We start from the raw sequence: 18,555 nt of genomic DNA, 5'->3' as shown, positions 1-18,555 counted from the left end.
CGTTCAGAACTGCGGTGCGGCGCTGGGGGCGCGCAGCGTGCCGAGGTGCTTGTGCCAGAGGTGGTCGGGATTCTGTTCGACCTGGCGGGTGATCTCACGCATCTTGGTCAGCGCCGCGGGCTCGCCACCGTCGTAGACATCGCCCTGCAGCATCTTCAGAACGTCCAGGCGGTATCTGGGGTCGGCGACGAACGCCGTGAACAGGATGTTGAGCCGGTAGTAGATGGAGATGAACTCGTACCAGTTACTCACGGCGTTGCGTAGCTTGCCCTCGTAATTGGCGAAGGAGGGCTTGGTGAAGTCACCCCTCTCCGCCGCCGCGAGGATGTCGTAGGAGGCGATCCTGCCGCCGTTCATCGCGACGCTGACACCGCTGGAGAAGATCGGGTCGACGAAACGCGCCGCGTCGCCGATCATCAGCCAGCTGTCGCCGCAGATCTCCCGCATCGCATAGCTGTAGTCGCCCTCCGGTTTGAACGGCCGGACCTGCTTGCTCGCGCGCAGCGCCTCGGCCAGCTCGGGACGGCTCTCGACGCACTTCCAGAAGAACGTCTCCCAGTCGGCCCCGGCCTCGCTGAAGTGCTTCTTCTGGGTGACGACGCCGACGCTGGTGACCGTGTCGGTGATGGGGATCTGCCACACCCAGGTGTCCGTGATGGGCAGGAAGTGAATGAAGATGAAGTCGGCCTGCTCCTTGTTCACCGAGAGCGCCGTGCGGTCGAGCCCGTCGAACCAGGTGTGGACCGCGTACTGGTTGAACACCGGGTCGGAGACCTTGAGCTTGAGCTGCCTGCCGAGGAAGGTGTTGCGCCCGCTGGCGTCGACCACCATCCGCACCCGCACGTCCGTCTCCCTGCGGCCTATGGTGAAGAACACCCTGGGGTCCGGCTCGGAGAAGTCGACCCGCCGCACCCGGATTCCCTCGTAGACCTTGGCTCCGAGCGACTCCGCGTGCTGCAGCAGGATCAGGTCGAACAGGCCCCGGTCCACGTGGTAGGTGTAGTCCTGGTTCACCCCGGCCTGGTCACGCTCGCTGAACTCGATCTCGGCCGCCCTGAAGCCGTGGGAGAGGTCGAAGCCCAGCGTGGGGATCTTCGTCTCGGCCGCCGAGGTCCACGCGGCGCCGTACTTCTTGGGGAAGCCCGCCGCCTCGATCTTCGCCAGCGCGCCGATGTCGGACAGCACGGGAGTCGTCGCGGGTATCAGGGACTCCCCCACGTGCTCGCGCGGGAAGATCGCGCTCTCGAACACCACACAGGACAGGCCGGCCTGTGACAGGTAGGAGGCGATCGTGGATCCCGCGGGACCGCCTCCGATGATCGCGATGTCGAAGTCAACGTCGGACATGATTGCTCTTCCCCTCGTAGACACGCTCACGGACACACCGGGGCACGCTCACTCGACGCCGAGCCCGACGACGAGCCTGCTGATGCTCAGCAGGTCCTTGAAGTTCCCGCCCACCATTTCCTCGACGGGAATCTCAATTCCGAACTGTTCCCTGATGAAGCCCACGAGCCGGGTTGTCGTGAGCGAATTGAGAATTCCCCATTCGAGCAGCGGGGTGTCCAGTTCGATCTCGACGTCCGAAGCGTCGAGGATTCTCTCCTCCAGGTATTTCCGGAGTACGTCGGCGACCTCCGACTCGTTCATTTGCCGCTCCCGTCTTATGGGTGACCCACCGGGCGGTCACGCCGCCGTGGCCGTCGCCGTGGGCACGGCCACCGGCATGAGACTACGAAGCCCGCAGTCTGACTGTCCTCATGACAAATACTGAACTTCACCCTTCGCCTGCCCCTCGGTCGATCGGACGGCTCATCCTTTGGTAGGGGGTGGAAGTGATGACGGACGAAGCGCCTTCCAGGCGTTTTCCGGTGTTCGGGGCAGAACGGCGGAGTACGGCTTCCGCTGGAAGGATGAGGACAGTGGAAAGCGGCCGATCCTAAGCTTCCGACTGTGGATTTCGCCTGGGATCCCGACCAGCGGGAGCGATACGAGCTGGTCCGGGAAAAGACACGTACATGGCCGGTCATCGAAGACGGATTCCTCACCCGTGAGGACTGGAAACGGTGCGCGGGGCTCGGGCTGACAGGCCTTTCCGTCCCCGTCGAGCACGGCGGCGGCGGGCTCGGCTTCCTGAGCACGGCCAGGACCGTCGAGGCGTTCGGCAGGGGCTGCCCGGACATGGGACTGGTGTTCGCCACCATGGCGCACCTGTTCGCCTGCGCGATGCCCATCGCCGAGCACGGCGGCGCGGAACTGCGGGACGGGACGCTCCCCGGGCTGTGCTCCGGCGAGCTGATCGGCGCCAACGCGATCACCGAGGAGGGCGCGGGCTCCGACGTCACGGCGATGACGACGCGCGCGGTGCGGGACGGCGACGACTACGTCATCACCGGGACCAAGTCCTTCGTGAGCAACGCTCCGATCGCGGACGTCTTCACCGTCTACGCCTCGACCGACCCGGCCTTCGGCCACCTCGGGGTGAGCGCGTTCGCCGTTTCGCGGGACACTCAGGGGCTGACCGTCGGCGAGCCGTTCAGCAAAGTCGGGCTGGACAGCGTCCCCGCCGCCGTGGTCCGGCTCGACGGGTGCCGCGTCCCCGCGGGCAACCGTCTCGGCAGGGAGGGGCAGGGCGCGGCGATCTTCCAGTCCTCGATGCGCTGGGAGCGCACCTGCCTGTTCGCGGGCTATCTGGGCAGGACGGAACTGCTGCTGGAGCGCTGCGTCGACCACGCGCGGGAACGCCGGCAGTTCGGTCGCCGCATCTCCGACAACCAGGCGGTGTCCCACCGCGTCGCGCGGCTGCGGCTCCGCCTTGAGGCGGCGCGTCTGCTGCTGTGGCAGGCATGCTGGCGGCTCGACCGGGGCGAGCACGCCGTGCTGGACGTCGCGATGGCCAAGCTCGCGGTCAGCGAGGGCGCGGTGCAGGCCGGTCTCGACGCCGTGCAGATCTTCGCCGGGGCGGGCGTCCGCACGGAGACCGGCGTCGAGCGCGAGCTCAGGGACGCGCTGCCCTCGACCGTCTTCTCCGGGACGTCCGAGATCCAGCTTGAGCAGATCGCCAAGGAGCTGGGATTATGAGACTGCACGATCTCGTTCGTGAGAGCGCCCGCCGTACCCCCGCGGCAACCGCCGTCGTCGGCGCGGACGGCACACTGAGCTACGGCGAGCTGGACGCGGAGGCCGACCGTCTGGCACGCGCGCTGGCCGGGATCGGCGTACGGCGGGGCGACCGCGTCGCGCTCTGGCTCGACAAGTCGGCGCGGGCGGTCGTCGCCATGCAGGCGGTGCTGCGCCTGGGGGCCGCGTACGTGCCCGTCGACCCGCTCAGCCCGGCCGACCGGGCCGTCCACCTCGTGCGGGACTGCGCGCCCCGTGCCGTCGTCGCCTCGCAGGAGCGCCTGCGGACACTGGAGCGGCACGGGGTCGGTGTCCCCGGTCTGCGCGCCGACGGCCCAGTGGACGCCCCGCCCGCCGAGCCGCCGCCCGACCCGGGTGGGGCGGCCGACGATCTCGCCTACATCCTCTACACCTCGGGCTCGACCGGTGTGCCGAAGGGGGTGTGCCTCTCGCACCGCAACGCGCTCGCCTTCGTCGACTGGGCCGCCGCCGAGCTTGAGGCGACCCCCGCCGACCGGTTCGCCAACCACGCCCCCTTCCATTTCGACCTGTCCGTCCTGGACCTGTACGTGGCCTTCCGCGCTGGGGCGTCGGTGCACCTGATCCCTCAGGAGACGGCCTACGCGCCACGCCTGCTGGTCGATTTCCTCCTCGACCGGCGGATCACGGTGTGGTACTCGGTGCCCTCCGCGCTGATCCTGATGGCCCGCGACGGCGGCCTGCTCGACACCCGCCCCGCCGACCTGCGCGCGCTGCTGTTCGCCGGCGAGCCGTATCCGGTGACACACCTGCGCACGCTCCGTGAGCATCTCCCCGAAGTGCGCTTCCTGAACCTGTACGGTCCCACCGAGACCAACGTGTGCACCTTCCACGAGGTCACCGTGCTGCCGGAGGACAGGACCGCGCCCGTTCCGATCGGACGGGCCTGCTCCGGCGACCGGGTGTGGGCGGTCAGGGAGGACGGGGGCGTCGCAGGCCCCGGTGAGGAGGGCGAGCTGATCGTCGATGGGCCGACGGTGATGCTGGGGTACTGGGGCCACCCGCCGCAGGGCGGCAGGCCGTACGCCACGGGTGACCGGGTCGTCCTGCAGGACGACGGCGACTACCGATTCCTCGGCAGGCGCGACGGTCAGATCAAGGTCAGAGGACACCGCGTCGAGATCGGCGAGATCGAGTCGGTGCTGCAGGCGCATCCCGCCATCAGCGACGCGGCCGTGGTGCTGACCGGCAGCGGGATCGACGCCAGGCTGGTCGCCTACGCGGTGCCCTCGGGCGAGGAGCGCCCGAACCTGCTGGAGGTCAAGCGCCACTGCGCGGCCGCGCTGCCCCGTCACATGATCGTCGATGTCGTCCGGTACGTGGACGCGCTGCCCCGCACCCCGAACGGCAAGGTCCACCGTCGCCTGCTCACCGCGGAGGTGCGATGACACCGGTGTCCACGGACACGGTCGAGGTCGGCTCCCGGCCACCGGAGCCCGCCCCGGCCACGAACCGCGGCGTCACCGTCGTCCTGTACGTCCTCACCGCGGCGGTGCCCGCCCTGGCGGCCCTCGGGCTGCTGGTGGCGATGGGCACGTCCGCGAGGCCCGGCCGCGGGACGCCGACCGGTTCCGGACCGGCCGACCACAGCGTCCAGCTTTTCGTCTCGATCGCCGTGGTCATCCTGGCCGCCAGGCTCTTCGGGCGGCTGGCGAAACGCCTCGGACAGCCGCAGGTCGTCGGGGAGATCTTCGCCGGTCTCTGCCTGGGGCCCTCGGTGCTCGGCGCGCTCGTGCCCGGAGCCGGCTCCTGGCTCTTCCCCGTCGAGCTGCGCCCCGTCCTGCAGGGCCTCGCCGATCTCGGGCTGATCGCCCTGATGTTCGTCGTCGGCCAGGAGACCCGGCAGACCTCGTTGAAGGGACAGGGCAGGGTCGCCACGGCGATCGCGCACGCGGGGATCGCCGGCCCCTTCCTCGGCGGCGCGCTCCTGGCGATCCTGCTGTACCGCGACTGGGCCGGGCCTCAGGCCAGCCCGGTGGTCTTCGCGATGTTCCTCGGCTCCGCCCTGTCGATCACCGCCTTCCCCGTGCTGGCCCGCATCCTGGCGGAAAGGGGCATGCTCCGCACCCTGCTGGGGAGGCTGAGCATGCTGTGCGCCGCGATCGCCGACGTGGTCGCGTGGTGCCTGATCGCCGCCATGACCGCCGTCGCGGGCCGGGACACCCCGGCCAGGGCCGTGCTCACCGTGACGCTCGTGATCGTGTACGGCGCCGCCATGACGTGGCTGGCACGCCCCTGGCTGACCCGGGTCTTCGCCGCGCTCGAAGGCCGCGAGGAGATGCGCCTCCTGGTGCTGCTCGCGGGTCTCCTGGTGTCGGCCGCCGCGACCTCGGCGATCGGGATCCACGCGATCTTCGGCGCCTTCCTCTACGGCCTGTGCTGCCCGGCCGGTTCCCTCACCCGGCTGACCGAGCGGATCAACTCCGTCTCGGGCGTCCTGCTACTGCCGTTCTTCTTCGTGGGCACCGGCCTCCGCACCGACATCTGGCGCAGCGGGTTCGACACGACGCTGCTCGGCGTCACCGCGCTCGTCATCGTGGTCGCGATGCTGGGCAAGCTGACGGGGCCGATGCTGATGGCCCGCGCGTCCGGGCTGAGCTGGCCGGACTCGGCGACACTCGGGGTGCTCCTCAACGCCCGCGGCCTCACCGAGCTGGTGGTGCTCAACCTCGGGCTGGCCCTGGGACTGCTCAGCGACAGGCTGTTCGTCGTCCTGGTCCTCATGGCGCTGGTGACCACGGCGGCGACGGCCCCGCTACTCGGCTTGCTCGACCGTGTGACGTCCCACCGGGACCGGAGCGGGCGCGGGCTGTAGCCCGAGCAACAGGCCTGCGACGACCAGGGCGGCCCCGAGGAACTCGGGCCAGCCGGGATGGCCGGTCCCCAGCACGAGCGCGGCGACGATGGTGCCGAGCGGCAGGAAGCCGGAGAACAGGCCCGCGCGCTCGGCACCGAGGCGGGGCAGCGCGTCGTACCAGCAGAAGAACGCGAACGCGGTCACCACGACGGCCAGGTAGCCCAGTGCCGCCGCCTCGGAGGGCGAGGGCGCCCTCAGCATCCGTGGCCCGTCGACGAGGGCTCCGGTGATCAGGAGCAGCGGCACCGCCGCGGCGGCCGAATAGGCGGCGACCCTGACCGCGCCGAGCTTCGGCAGCAGCGGGATCGCCAGCAGCGAGAACCCCACCTCGCCGCCGAGCGCGCCGAGCGCGAGCAGCACCCCGACCAGCGTCGCGCCGCCCAGGCCGATCGTGACGGCCGCCCCCATCGCGACCACGACCGCGGCGACCACGACGTGGGGGGTCGGTCTCCTGCCCTCCATGAGCGGTGTGGCCACCGCGAAGACGATGGGAACCGTGGCCACGATCGTGCCGACCATCGCGGGATCGGCGTAACGGGTCGATTCGACGATGAACACGTTGAACGCCGCGAGCCCGACCAGGGCCAGGAGCACGACGAGGAGGAGTTCGCGCCGGGTCAGCCTGACCGGCGGTAGCCGCCTGGCCTTCGCGACGGCGAACAGCAGGACGGCGCCGACGGCGTAGCGCACCGCCTGCCCGCCGTACACCGGGTAGGCGTGAAGCGCGGGAGAGACCCCTGTCAGCGTGCCGACGCAGAACATCGCGGTCGCCGCACCGATCATGCCGCGCCGCCGGTCGGCCTTGCCCTGTATGGACATCACGGAGTGCCATCGTGGCAAGCGAAGCGATCTTGCGAAAGTACCAATGGGCGGGTAAGTGGACTGACACCGGCTCGCCGCTACGCGTTGGCCGCTCTGTTGCGTTCTTCCTCCGGATATGTCCTGCGGGACAGGTGAGGGAGGTTCTCGCCCACCTTCATCAGGCCCGTCTCATAGGCGTAGATCACCGCGCCCGCCCGGTTCCGCAGGTGCTTTTTGTGCAGCACGTTCTGGACGTGGGACTTGACGGTGCTCTCGCTGAGCGAGAGGTCCCTGGAGATCTCCGCGTTGGTGTAGCCACGGGCGAGCAGGCGCAGCACGTCAAGTTCCCTGCTGGTCATGTCGGTCACCGGCGGCGTCCTCGGGCCTGCGGCGGCCCGGACGGCCCTCTGGTACACCTCGGGGGCGAGAAAGGAGTATCCGGCCGACAGCATCCGGATCGCGGCGCGAAGCTCCTCCGCGGACGCGTTCGTGAACAGCAGCCCCCCGACCTCCGGCTCGGTCATGTCGAAGACCCGGGCGTCCCAGGCGTCGACGAGCGCGAGAAACCGGGGCGGCCCGCATGGGAGCTCCGCGGCGATCTTCCTCGTCGCCTCGACGGAGTCGGCGCAGTCGGTGAGCGGCCCCATCACGACGACCTCGGGAGAGAGGTCGCGGATGCTGCGGATCGTGTCCGCGGAGTCGGTCGTCTCACCGGTGACCGCCATGTCACCGGCCTCGTGGAGGATCTCCCTCAGGCCGATCCGGAGAAGCGTGCGACTCTCGGCCAGCAGGACCGTCTTCTTCTGTGCGGCACTCTTCATCGCCATCGTGTCTGACCGGGGAAATCGCGGCGGTGGAGGTTTACGTCCGGCTCGTCGGCGGCCGAAACCCGCGTGCGAGCCGTCATGAGATCACGAAAGGTCCGGCTCAGGAGGTACGGCCGCCGCCCCCGAGGGCCGGCACCGCCCTCACCTCCACCGGCGAGAGCCGGTGGAGGCGCGCACGACGGTCTCCGGGGCGCCTGTCGCGACTGAGGCGTCTCCACGACGAGCCCGCCCCTGGCGAGCGGATAAGGGGTCATGGGGCGAATCGGCTCGCGGTTGACACGAGACGTAGCGGACAGACCTCCACTATCCGGATGCTCATACCTTGGGTATACAACAGCGGGACCGTAATGTATCTACCAATTTTTGTTACTTAACCCTCGCTATTTGCGACCGGAACAGTATTCGGCCAGGTGACAGCCGTACCGGAAAAGTCGATCAACGGGGCGTACCATACCGAATTCGGCGCGGAGTGACGAGGAGAGTTCTCCCGCACGGCGGGGCGACAGACACTACTCGCAGGTTTACACAGCTAGGTGACAGCGCATCGGGAAATGGCCACAACCGGCCAACCCTCTCCCGAACGGAATTCAAGATCGAGGACGGGAAAGGGATGTCCGTATCCGGCGGCGTTTCGCACCACAGGCCGGAGCAGGAGAGGAAACCGGCGCCGGGTAAGGGGAACGCAGCAGGAAGCCCCGGATCGGCAGAAAAGGGCACCGGAGAGGCGGAGAGCCACAGGAGGCGGAGGAGGTGGAGCCGGGAGGACGTCAGCGCAGCGGGGCGGCGACGTCGGACACCCCGCACACGGCCCGCCAGACGTCCTTGGCCGCGAAGCCGTCGGCGAGCGCCTGGTTCACGGTGCGCCCTCCCAGGTCGGCGATGACGTAGTCGCGGGCCCACGACTCGGCGTAGACATCACCAAAGTGCAGTTTCATCCGGCTCCAGAACTCCGACAGGCGCATCCTCCAAGTATGGTCCCTTCTCCGGGCACGAATCCCGGAGAGGGCCGGTCAAAGGACGCGCGAGCCGTACATCTCGCCGAGGGGGTCGGCGAGCAGTTCGAGGCGAGCGCCGTCGGGGTCGCGGAAGTAGATGGAGGCGCCGCTCTCGATCTGGTGCGGAATGCCCGCCGCCTCCAGCTTGCCGCGGAGCCGCTCCCAGGTCGACGGGTCGACCGAGATGGCGATGTGGTGAAGCCCGCCGAGCACCTCCCGGTAGGGGCCGACATCCAGCCCGGGAAAGTCGAAGAAGGCCAGCAGGTTGCCGTTGCCGATGTCGAAGAAGAAGTGGTTCGACCCCCGGTAGTCGCGGTTCTCGAAGATCTCGGTGAGGGGGAACTCCAAGAGGTCCTGGTAAAAGGCGATCGTGGTCTCGACGTCCGAGCAGACGAGTGCGAAGTGGTGCAGGCCTCTCGCACTGCTCGGCGGGCGGTGCTCCCTCAGATGCTCCGCCTTGATCCGTTCACGTGCCGCCTCGACGGCCGGATGGTCGATGCTCATCGCTGGCTCACCGTTCACTGGGTCGGGTGCTCATTTGAGATCTATCTCCGTCTTATCGGCGGATGAACCTTTCCTGGGCACTTCGCCGCGTGTGAGGTTTTCGCCGCCGTCCTCTCACCGCCCCCGTATCCCGCCGGTGCCGCGCCTGCGCCTCAGCGGAACCGGGTGACAAGGCAACAGATCTTCACGGCAGACAAAGGCACTAAAGGAGGCAAAGCATATTAAAGACGACTTATGGCGATCTTTCCTCCTGCTGTGGGGCGCGGGCGGGAGGCGGATTCTGTCGGTGGGGCCGTGCACTATGGAGCGGTGGACCGGGCCGGACGGCCGGACCGGGAGGACGAGGGGGCGAGCCGTGCGCGAAGCGAACACCGATCCCGCGGGCGGGGTGCTCGGCCATTTCACCCCCGTGACCAGGGAGTGGTTCGCCGGGGCCTTCTCCGCCCCGACCGCCGCCCAGGAGGGGGCGTGGGCGTCGATCGCCCGGGGGGACAACACCCTCGTGGTCGCGCCCACCGGGTCGGGCAAGACACTCGCCGCGTTCCTGTGGTCACTCGACCGGCTGGCCGCGGAACGCACAACCTCGACGGCCGCCTCCGCCGCGAGCCCGTGCCGCGTTCTCTACGTCTCCCCGCTCAAGGCGCTGGCGGTGGACGTCGAGCGCAACCTCAGGGCACCACTGGCCGGGCTGAAGCAGACCGCGCGGCGGCTCGGGCTGCCGGTGCCGGAGATCTCGGTGGCGATCCGCTCCGGCGACACCTCGGCGCAGGAACGGCGGCGCTTCGCGGCGAAGCCGTCGGACATCCTCATCACGACCCCCGAGTCGCTGTTCCTGCTGCTGACCAGTCAGGCCCGGGAGGCCCTGCGCGGCGTGGAGACCGTCATCGTCGACGAGGTGCACGCGGTTGCGGCCACGAAACGCGGCGCGCACCTGGCCCTCAGCCTGGAACGGCTCGACGGCCTGCTCCCCAGGGCCGCCCAGCGCATCGGCCTGTCGGCGACCGTGCGCCCGGTCAGCGAGGTCGCCGCCTTCCTCGGCGGCCTCAGGCCCGCCGTGGTGGTCCAGCCGCCCTCGGAGAAGGTGATCGAGGTCGAGGTGGTCGTGCCGATCGAGGACATGACCGAGCTCGACGCCCCGGTACGGCCCGCGGGACCCGATGACGAGGACCGGTGGCTGACCGAGCCCCCGGCCAAGCGGTCCATCTGGCCACACGTCGAGGAGCGGCTGTTCGACCTGATCGGGGAGCATCGCTCGACGATCGTGTTCGCCAACTCACGGCGGCTGGCCGAACGGCTGTGCACCCGTCTCAACGAGCTGGCCTGGGAGCGGCGGCCCGGCGACACCGGGCAACCTGGGTCGCCCCCGTCTGTGCCCGCCGCCTCCCTGTCGACCCCGGCCGCGATGATGGCGCAGGCCGGCGCGTCGAAGGGGGCGGTCCCCGAGATCGTGCGGGCTCACCACGGATCGGTCTCGAAACAGGAGCGCTCCCAGATCGAGGAGGCGCTGAAGTCCGGACGGCTGCCCGCGGTCGTCGCGACCTCCAGCCTGGAGCTCGGCATCGACATGGGCTCGGTCGACCTGGTCGCCTGTGTCGGATCGCCGCCGAGCGTGGCGAGCGGACTGCAACGGATCGGCAGGGCCGGTCACCAGGTGGGGGCGATCTCGCGTGGCGTGATCTTCCCCAAGTACCGCGGCGACCTGATCCAGACGGCCGTGGTCGCCGAGCGGATGCGGAGCGGGGAGATCGAGGAGCTCCGTTATCCACGCAACCCGCTCGACGTGCTGGCCCAGCAGATCGTGGCGATGACCGCGCTCGACGAGTGGACGGTCGACGACCTGGAGACCCTGGTACGGCGTGCCGCGCCGTACCACGGGCTGCCCCGCAGCGCGCTGGAGGCGACGCTCGACATGCTCGCGGGGCGCTACCCCAGCGAGGAGTTCGCCGAGCTGCGCCCGCGCATCGTGTGGGACCGGGTCACGGGCGTCCTGAGCGGGCGCCCCGGCGCCCAGCGGCTGGCGGTGACCAACGGCGGCACGATCCCCGACCGCGGGCTGTTCGGCGTGTTCCTGGTCGGGGAGAAGGCCTCCCGGGTGGGCGAGTTGGACGAGGAGATGGTCTACGAGTCGCGTGCCGGGGACGTGTTCGTGCTGGGCGCGACCTCGTGGCGGATCGAGGACATCACGGCCGACCGGGTGCTGGTGTCCCCCGCCCCGGGGCAGCCGGGCAAACTGCCGTTCTGGCACGGCGACAGCGCGGGGCGCCCCGCCGAGCTCGGCAGGGCGATCGGCGCGTTCCTGCGCGAGATGTCCGGCGCGGGCGCGGACTCGCGGGCGAGCTCGAGCGCGAAAACGGGTTCCGGCGGGCGGGGCGGGGCGGCGGGCGAGGGAGCGAAGGCAGTCCCGGACGAGGGGAACGGCTCGGCGCGCGAGGGTGCGCTGGAGCGGATCAGGGCGGCCGGGCTCGACGGGTTCGCCGCGGCGAACCTGCTGTCCTACCTGGCCGAGCAGCGGGAGGCGACCGGATACGTGCCGGACGACCGGACATTGCTGGTCGAGCGGTTCCACGACGAGCTGGGCGACTGGCGGGTCGTGGTGCACTCGCCGTACGGAGCCAGGGTGCACGCGCCGTGGGCCCTGGCGATCGGGCGGCGGCTACGGGAGCGCTACGGCGTCGACGTGCAGGCGGTGCACTCCGACGACGGGATCGTGCTGCGGGTCCCCGACACGCTCTCCGGCCCCCCTTCGGACATCGCGATCTTCGACGCCGACGAGATCGAGCAGATCGTCACGGAGGAGCTGGGCGGCTCCGCGCTGTTCGCCGCGCGGTTCCGGGAGTGCGCGGGGCGGTCGCTGCTGCTGCCCCGGCGCACCCCGGGCAAGCGCACCCCGCTGTGGCAGCAGCGGCAGCGGGCCTCGCACCTGCTCAACGTGGCGGGCGGATACGGCTCGTTCCCCGTCGTGCTGGAGACGATGCGCGAGTGCCTACAGGACGTGTTCGACGTCCCCGGGCTGGTCCGGCTCATGCGTGACATCTCGGCGCGGCGGGTGCGGCTCGTCGAGGTCGAGACCGGGCAGGCGTCGCCGTTCGCGGCGTCGCTGCTGTTCAACTACGTCGGCGCGTTCATGTACGAAGGGGACGCGCCCCTGGCGGAGCGTCGCGCGCAGGCGCTCGCCCTCGACACGAGCCTGCTGGCCGAGTTGCTCGGCCAGGCTGACCTGCGCGAGCTGCTCGACCCCGACGTGATCGCCGACACCGAGCGGGAGCTGGCCCGACTCGACCGGCCGCTGCGCGGCGCCGAGGACCTGGCCGACCTGCTCCGCTCACACGGTCCCCTGGTCGTGGCGGACGTGAGCCTGCGCGAGGGCGACCCCGCCTGGCTGACCGAGCTTGAGGCCGCCCGGCGGGCGATCAGGGTGCGGATCGCCGGTCAGGAGCAGTGGGCGGCGATCGAGGACGCCGCCCGGCTGCGTGACGCGCTCGGCGTGCCACTGCCGGTCGGGGTGCCGCACGCGTTCCTCGAACCGGTCGAGGATCCGCTTGGTGACCTCGTCGCCAGGCACGCCCGCACCCGCGCCCCGTTCTCCGCGGGCACGGCGGCCGCCAGGTTCGGGCTGGGCCCCGCGGTCGTCACCGACGCGCTGCGCCGCCTGGCCGTCTCCGGGCGGGTGGTGAGCGGGGAGTTCAGGCCGGGGGGCCGGGGGGAGGAGTGGTGCGACAGCGGGGTGCTGCGGATGCTGCGCCGCAGGTCGCTGGCCAGGCTCCGCAAGGAGGTCGAGCCGGTCACCCCCGAGACCCTGGCCGCCTTCGCCCCCGCGTGGCACGGCATCACCGGCAGCCCCCAGCGGGGCAGGCCGCCCCTCGACGCACTGGTCGGCGCGATCGAGCAGCTGCAGGGGGCCGCGGTGCCCGCCTCCGCGCTGGAGACGTTGATCCTGCCCTCGCGGGTGCCCGGATACGACCCCTCGCTGCTGGACGAGCTGACGGCGTCGGGCGAGGTCGTCTGGGCGGGGCAGGGGTCGCTGCCCGGCGGGGACGGCTGGATGGCACTGTACTTCGCGGACACCGCCCCGCTGCTGATGCCCGATCCCGTGGAGATCACCATGACCCCGGTGCACGAGCGGGTGCTCGAGGTCCTTGGCGGCGGGGGCGCGTTGTTCTTCCGCGACCTGTCAGGCCGCGTCGGCTCCCTCATGCCGGGCTCGGTCCCGGACGACGGCCTGCTCGCCGCCGCGCTGTGGGATCTGGTGTGGGCAGGACGGGTCACCGGTGACACGCTCGCGCCGCTGCGCGCCACACTAGGCACCGGGCGCCCTGCGCACCGCAGGGCGCCCACGCGCAGGCGGCGCGCGGTCCTGCCCACGCGGAGCGGGCCACCGACCGTCGGCGGGCGCTGGTGGCCGCTGCCCGCCCCCTCGCAGGACGCGACCCAGCGGGCACACGCCCAGGCGGAGGTCCTGCTGGAGCGGCACGGCGTGGTCACCCGCGGCGCGGTCGCCGCGGAGCGGCTGCCCGGCGGGTTCGCCGCGGTCTACCCGGTGCTGCGCGCCTTCGAGGAGAGCGGCCGGTGCCGCAGGGGCTATTTCGTCGAGGGCCTGGGCGGAGCGCAGTTCGCGCTGCCGGGCGCGGTCGACCGGATGCGCGCGACCCCGGCGGCACCAGAGACCGCCCGCCCGGCGAGCGACCCATGGAACGCGCGCCCGGCGAACGACCCGTGGAACGCCCGCCCGCCGGGCGAGGGCGCGCGGCGGGCGGTGGTCCTGGCGGCGACCGACCCGGCCAACCCGTACGGCGCCGCCCTGCCCTGGGCCGCCCATCCGGGTGAGGTGTCCCACAAACCCGGCAGGAAGGCGGGTTCCCTGGTGGTGCTGGTGGACGGGCACCTGATCCTCTATGTGGAGCGCGGCGGCAGAACCCTGCTGTCCTTCACCGACGGCGACAGCCTCCAGCCCGCCGTCGACGCCCTCGCGCTGGCCGTACGCGACGGCGCGCTGGGCAAGCTGACCGTTGAACGCGCGGACGGCGCCGCCATCAACGACTCCCCGCTGGGAGCCGCCCTGGAGTCCGCCGGATTCCACCCGACCCCCAGGGGGCTACGCCTGCGCGCCCATTGACGGTCCCGGGTCCCCGCCGCGCGCTCCGATGGGGGTTGCGGTCACGGCGGCGGCCCGAGTGGTGTGTGACCTGGTGTTTTCGGTCATGGGCGGGCGGGGCGGAGGCGGGCCGCGTCGTTGACACCTTTGGCTCCAGGATTAACATCTGGCACAGGACGAAGGTAAACGCTCTTGTAAGCGCTCATGGATCGCTCCCCCTCCGAGAAGGATCCGTATGCCCGCCCTGACCACCGCCCTGCGCCGGCTTCTGGCGTCCGTCTCCCCGCGCCGGCTACCGGTGCCCGGCTTCCCGCGCCGTCTGCTGGCCCCCGCGCTCGCCCTGGTAACCGGTATGGGGTTGACCCTGGTCGCAACCCCCCAGGCCGTCGCGGCCGCACCCCCCTGTCCCGCGCTCTGTGCCCTGACCACCTTCGACGACTACGCCAACGGCAGCCTGCGCTCACAGGGCACCTGGCATGTCAACACGCCCGGAGCCGCCGACGGAGCCCTGGCGGGCGACGCGGTGCCCGCGGGTTTCTCCGGCAAGACGCTGATCAACAAGCTGGACATCGGAGCCCAGCCGATCCAATACCGGGGCAACGCCTACGCCGCCCTGGACGACCTGGCGATCGCGGAGGGCGCGACCGGCACCCTCTTCTGGGAGTTCGCCGCCGACGACCCGGCCAAGACCGACGTCAGCATGGGCCTGAGCGCCGACGCGTCGCCGGGCCTCGGCTTCGACACCACCGGCGACGAACTGGATCTGGACGACTACGCCGTCCAGGTCCGGGTCAACGAGCAGGGCCTGGTCTTGCGGGACGGCGACCGGGACCGGGTCGCGGGCAACGTCACCCTCGCCTCCGGCGTGATCTACCGGATCTGGGCCGTGGTCGACACCGCGGCCGACACCTATCAGGTGCGCGTCGCCGCGCCGGGCGCCCAGCCGGTCCCGATCACCGCCGACGGCCGGGACACCTTTGCCTTCAGGACCGGCGGCTCGGCCCCGCTGGTCACCTTCCTGCACCTGAACGACCCGCAGGACCCGCCGCGCGGGGTCTCCTACATCGACAACATCCACCTCGACCCGGACGGCACGACCCTCGACGACCCGACCCCCGCCTTCGACAAGGTTCTCGACCTGGAGGACTACGCCCCCGGTGCGCTGGACGGCCAGGACGGCTGGACGACCTACGGCGGGGCGGTGACCGTCTCCCCCGATCCGAGGGACCCGAAGAACCAGGCGATCCGGATAACCGGCGGAAACCGGGAGGCGTTCCGGGCGGTCCCCGCGATCGCGCCGGGCACCAGCGGCACCCTGTTCTTCCGCTTCCACCGGGCGGGCGAGGTCGGCACCAGTGTCGGTCTGACCGACGTGGACGAGCCGTACTCGCTCGACGACTTCGAGGTCCAGGCGCACAACCAGAGCTCCGACACGCTGGACGCCCGCGACGCGGGGGGCTTCTCCCCCTCGGGCACCTGGACGGCGAACAGCTGGCAGTGCGTGTGGCTGGTCGCGGACAACGCCACCGGCACCTTCACGATGTACAGCAGGGGCGGCCCGTACGCGGTGACCACCCGGCTGCCCGCGGACGCGGAGAAGCGGTTCGGCTTCCGCAACGGCACCACGGAGGCACTGGACCGGTTCGCCGTGATCAACGAGGCCCGTAGCGACACCGCCCTCTACTACGACGACATCGCGGTCGACACCGGCGGCGTGAACCTGCGGGTGCCCGGCGGGCGCGCCGACGCCTGCGGCGTCGCGGACACCAGCGGGCTGCCGCTTCCCGACCCGCTGCCCGGCACTCCCGTGGTCACCGGCCTCGGCGTCACCCTGCGGGAGTTCACCACCATCCCCGCCAGCAGCCAGAGCGTGCCCAGGACCCGGATCAACTACATCGGGGAGATCCCGGACGGCTCCGGACGGCTCTACGTGCCCGACCTCAACGGCAAGATGTACCTCGTCACGAACGGCACCCCCGCGCTGTTCCTCGACGTCGCGGCGGCCTTCCCCGACTTCCAGTCCAGCCCCAACCTGGGCACCGGCTTCGGCTTCGTCGCCTTCCATCCCGACTTCGCCACCAACGGCACGTTCTACACCGTGCACTCCGAGGCGGGTCCCGCACTGCGGGCGCACACGCCCGACCTGCCCTACCCCGACGACACCTCCGTGCACAGCGTGATCACCGAGTGGACCGCGACCGACCCGGCGGCGAACGTCTTCTCGGGGACGAGACGCGAGGTGCTGCGGATCGGGTTCAGCACCTTCCTGCACAATGTCCAGCAGATCGGCTTCAACCCGACCGCCAAGGCGGGCGACCCGGAACGCACCCTGCTCTACGTCGCCATGGGCGACGGCGAGATCACGCCGGAGTTCAGCACGGGCCCGCAGAACCTGGGGACGCCGCACGGCAAAATCCTGCGCATCGACCCGGCGGGCACCAACGGACACGGCGGCGGGTACGGCGTGCCGCCCGGCAACCCGTTCACCGGCAAACCGGGCGCGCTCGGCGAGATCTACGTCTACGGCCTGCGCAACCCACACCGGTTCAGCTGGGACCCGGCGACCGGCAAGATGTACATCGGCATGATCGGCGAGGTCAACATCGACTCGGTCTACGAGGCGAGGGCGGGCGACAACTTCGGCTGGAACGAGCGCGAGGGCGGCTTCCTGTTCAAGAAGTCCGACCCGACCCATGTCTACCCGCTGCCCGCGGACGACGCCGGGCACGGCTACACCTACCCGGTGATCAGCTACGACCACGACACCGGCAACGCGCTGGTCGGCGGCTTCGTCTACCGGGGCCGGGCTGTGCCCGAGCTGACCGGGAAGTACGTCTACGGCGACATTGTCAGCGGCAGGATCTTCTACTCCGAGGTCGGGGAGATGGTCAGGGGCGGCGGGCTCGCGACGGTCAAGGAGCTGACGCTGTTCGACGCCGCCGGGCAGAAGACGACGATGGACCAGCTCTCGGGCAGCGACCGTGTCGACCTCCGCCTCGGTATCGACGGCAGCGGCGAGTTGTTCGTCCTGGCCAAGGCCAACGGCAAGATCTGGCGGGTCACCCGGCCCCCGCAGCACGCCGACTGCGCCGTCGGCACCGTCGCGGTCGGCAACGTGATGGCCCAGTCCGACTGGGCGCCCCGCACACCCGGCAAGTGGCGCTTCCCCGGCGACGAGGTGATCTTGACCGAGCCCGGCACCGAACCGCCGGGGCCGCGCCGCCCGTTCGAGTTCGCCACGCTGAAGACGGGGCCCGAGTTCGCCTCGGTGCAGATCGACGCCGAGATCAGGCTGGACGAGGACGTGGACATCGACGAGCGGGACGTGGTCATGGTCTTCGGCTACCGCTCTGACACGGAGTACTACTACGTCCACCTGTCACAGAGCAACGAGATAGAGGTGCACAACGGCATCTTCGTCGTGAACAACGCCGACCGGCGGCGCATCGACGGCCATTGGGACGGCACACACGGCCCTCCCCCCGCGGTGACCGACGCGGAGTGGCACAAGGTTCGGATCCGGCACTGCGCGTCCACCGGCGAGATCGCGGTCTACATGAACGACTCGGCGGTCCCGCTGATGACGGCGACGGACAAGACCTTCGGCTCGGGGCGGATCGGCTTCGGCTCCTTCGACAACTTCGGTCGGATCCGTGGCCTGACGGTCACCGGTACCGCGGCGTGCGCGGGCCGTACGGCCACCGTGACCGGCACGGCCCGTGACGACGTGCTGCGCGGCACCACCGGACCTGACGTGATCGTCGGGCTGGCCGGCAGAGACACCGTGCGCGGCCTCGGCGGCGACGATGTGGTCTGCGGCGGCGAGGGCAACGACACGCTGCTGGGCGAGGGCGGCAACGATGTCCTGTACGGCGGGCCGGGGCGCGACGACCTCAACGGCGGGGCGGGCGACGACACCCTGCACGGCAGGCGCGGCGAGGACGTCTTCAACGGCGGACCGGGAAGGAACACCGTGGTTTACGAGTAAGACCGGCCAGGACTTCTCCGGAGGTCCTCCGAGATCGTGCGCGTTACCGGAAAGGAGTCGCCCATCACGAGAAGAGAGGTATCGGTCGGCGAAAACCCGGCCCCCAAAGACCCTTAACACCTCTTCCTCGCGATAAATGATGCCCCAATCCTGTTTAATGCCATTTATCCCTATATCAGGGTTGTGGCCCTCCGCTACCTCGCCCGCGGAGAACCGGCCGGGGAAACCCGCTCAGCAGAACGGCCGCGCGCCCATAGTGCCGCCCCGGTCCCACCGAACGGCCGCCCCCGCCCCGCGCCCCCGGGGGTCGGTCGAGCCCACGTCAGTACTAC

Annotated in this window: 11 protein-coding genes; 5 read left to right on the top strand and 6 right to left on the bottom strand. The window is 70.5% G+C overall.

The genetic code is table 11. The features are described 5' to 3' along the window. Nucleotides 1-3: 3 nt before the first annotated feature. Nucleotides 4-1,347, bottom strand: coding sequence for an NAD(P)/FAD-dependent oxidoreductase (locus tag AB0395_RS16065; protein ID WP_366281182.1), 1,344 nt, complete (start codon nt 1,345-1,347; stop codon nt 4-6). A gap of 48 nt (nt 1,348-1,395) precedes the next feature. Beyond that, nucleotides 1,396-1,650: an acyl carrier protein gene (locus tag AB0395_RS16060; RefSeq protein ID WP_366281180.1), complete on the bottom strand. Its 255-nt coding sequence runs from the start codon at nt 1,648-1,650 to the stop codon at nt 1,396-1,398. 303 nt (nt 1,651-1,953) lie between these two features. Here AB0395_RS16060 and AB0395_RS16055 point away from each other — a divergent pair, with 303 nt between their 5' ends. Genes AB0395_RS16055 through AB0395_RS16045 form a run of 3 tightly spaced genes read left to right on the top strand, consistent with a single transcriptional unit; the run spans nt 1,954 to nt 5,974 of the window. Then, entirely contained in the window at nt 1,954-3,081 is a 1,128-nt protein-coding gene (locus AB0395_RS16055; RefSeq protein ID WP_366281179.1) for an acyl-CoA dehydrogenase family protein, read from the top strand. Beyond that, the gene (locus AB0395_RS16050; RefSeq protein ID WP_366281177.1) at nt 3,078-4,547 is read left to right on the top strand and encodes an amino acid adenylation domain-containing protein; all 1,470 of its coding nucleotides are present in this window, start codon (nt 3,078-3,080) and stop codon (nt 4,545-4,547) included. The genes AB0395_RS16055 and AB0395_RS16050 overlap by 4 nt, the downstream gene beginning before the upstream one ends. Further along, complete coding sequence (locus AB0395_RS16045) at nt 4,544-5,974, top strand: cation:proton antiporter (protein WP_366281175.1); 1,431 nt, start codon at nt 4,544-4,546, stop codon at nt 5,972-5,974. The genes AB0395_RS16050 and AB0395_RS16045 overlap by 4 nt, the downstream gene beginning before the upstream one ends. Here AB0395_RS16045 and AB0395_RS16040 read toward each other — a convergent pair. The 4 genes from AB0395_RS16040 to AB0395_RS16025 form a co-directional block, all read right to left on the bottom strand. Then, complete coding sequence (locus AB0395_RS16040; protein ID WP_366281375.1) at nt 5,915-6,835, bottom strand: DMT family transporter; 921 nt, start codon at nt 6,833-6,835, stop codon at nt 5,915-5,917. The two genes, AB0395_RS16045 and AB0395_RS16040, sit on opposite strands and share 60 nt — an antisense overlap. Before the next feature lie 80 nt (nt 6,836-6,915). Next, entirely contained in the window at nt 6,916-7,638 is a 723-nt protein-coding gene (locus AB0395_RS16035; protein WP_366281173.1) for a response regulator transcription factor, read from the bottom strand. 773 nt (nt 7,639-8,411) lie between these two features. Next, nucleotides 8,412-8,606, bottom strand: coding sequence for a DUF3046 domain-containing protein (locus AB0395_RS16030; RefSeq protein ID WP_366281172.1), 195 nt, complete (start codon nt 8,604-8,606; stop codon nt 8,412-8,414). 48 nt (nt 8,607-8,654) lie between these two features. Further along, on the bottom strand, nt 8,655-9,143 hold the full coding sequence (locus AB0395_RS16025; RefSeq protein ID WP_366281170.1) for a VOC family protein: 489 nt from the start codon (nt 9,141-9,143) through the stop codon (nt 8,655-8,657). A 355-nt stretch (nt 9,144-9,498) separates the two neighbouring features. Between AB0395_RS16025 and AB0395_RS16020 the strand changes: the two genes are divergently transcribed. Together AB0395_RS16020 and AB0395_RS16015 are read left to right on the top strand one after the other, a co-directional pair. Continuing rightward, on the top strand, nt 9,499-14,256 hold the full coding sequence (locus tag AB0395_RS16020; RefSeq protein ID WP_366281168.1) for an ATP-dependent helicase: 4,758 nt from the start codon (nt 9,499-9,501) through the stop codon (nt 14,254-14,256). Nucleotides 14,257-14,470: 214 nt separating this feature from the next. Beyond that, nucleotides 14,471-18,223: a PQQ-dependent sugar dehydrogenase gene (locus AB0395_RS16015; RefSeq protein ID WP_366281167.1), complete on the top strand. Its 3,753-nt coding sequence runs from the start codon at nt 14,471-14,473 to the stop codon at nt 18,221-18,223. Nucleotides 18,224-18,555 lie beyond the last annotated feature (332 nt).

The organism is Streptosporangium sp. NPDC051023, assembly GCF_040689595.1.
Classification (GTDB): domain Bacteria; phylum Actinomycetota; class Actinomycetes; order Streptosporangiales; family Streptosporangiaceae; genus Streptosporangium.
This window is presented reverse-complemented; position numbering and strand designations above follow the sequence as displayed.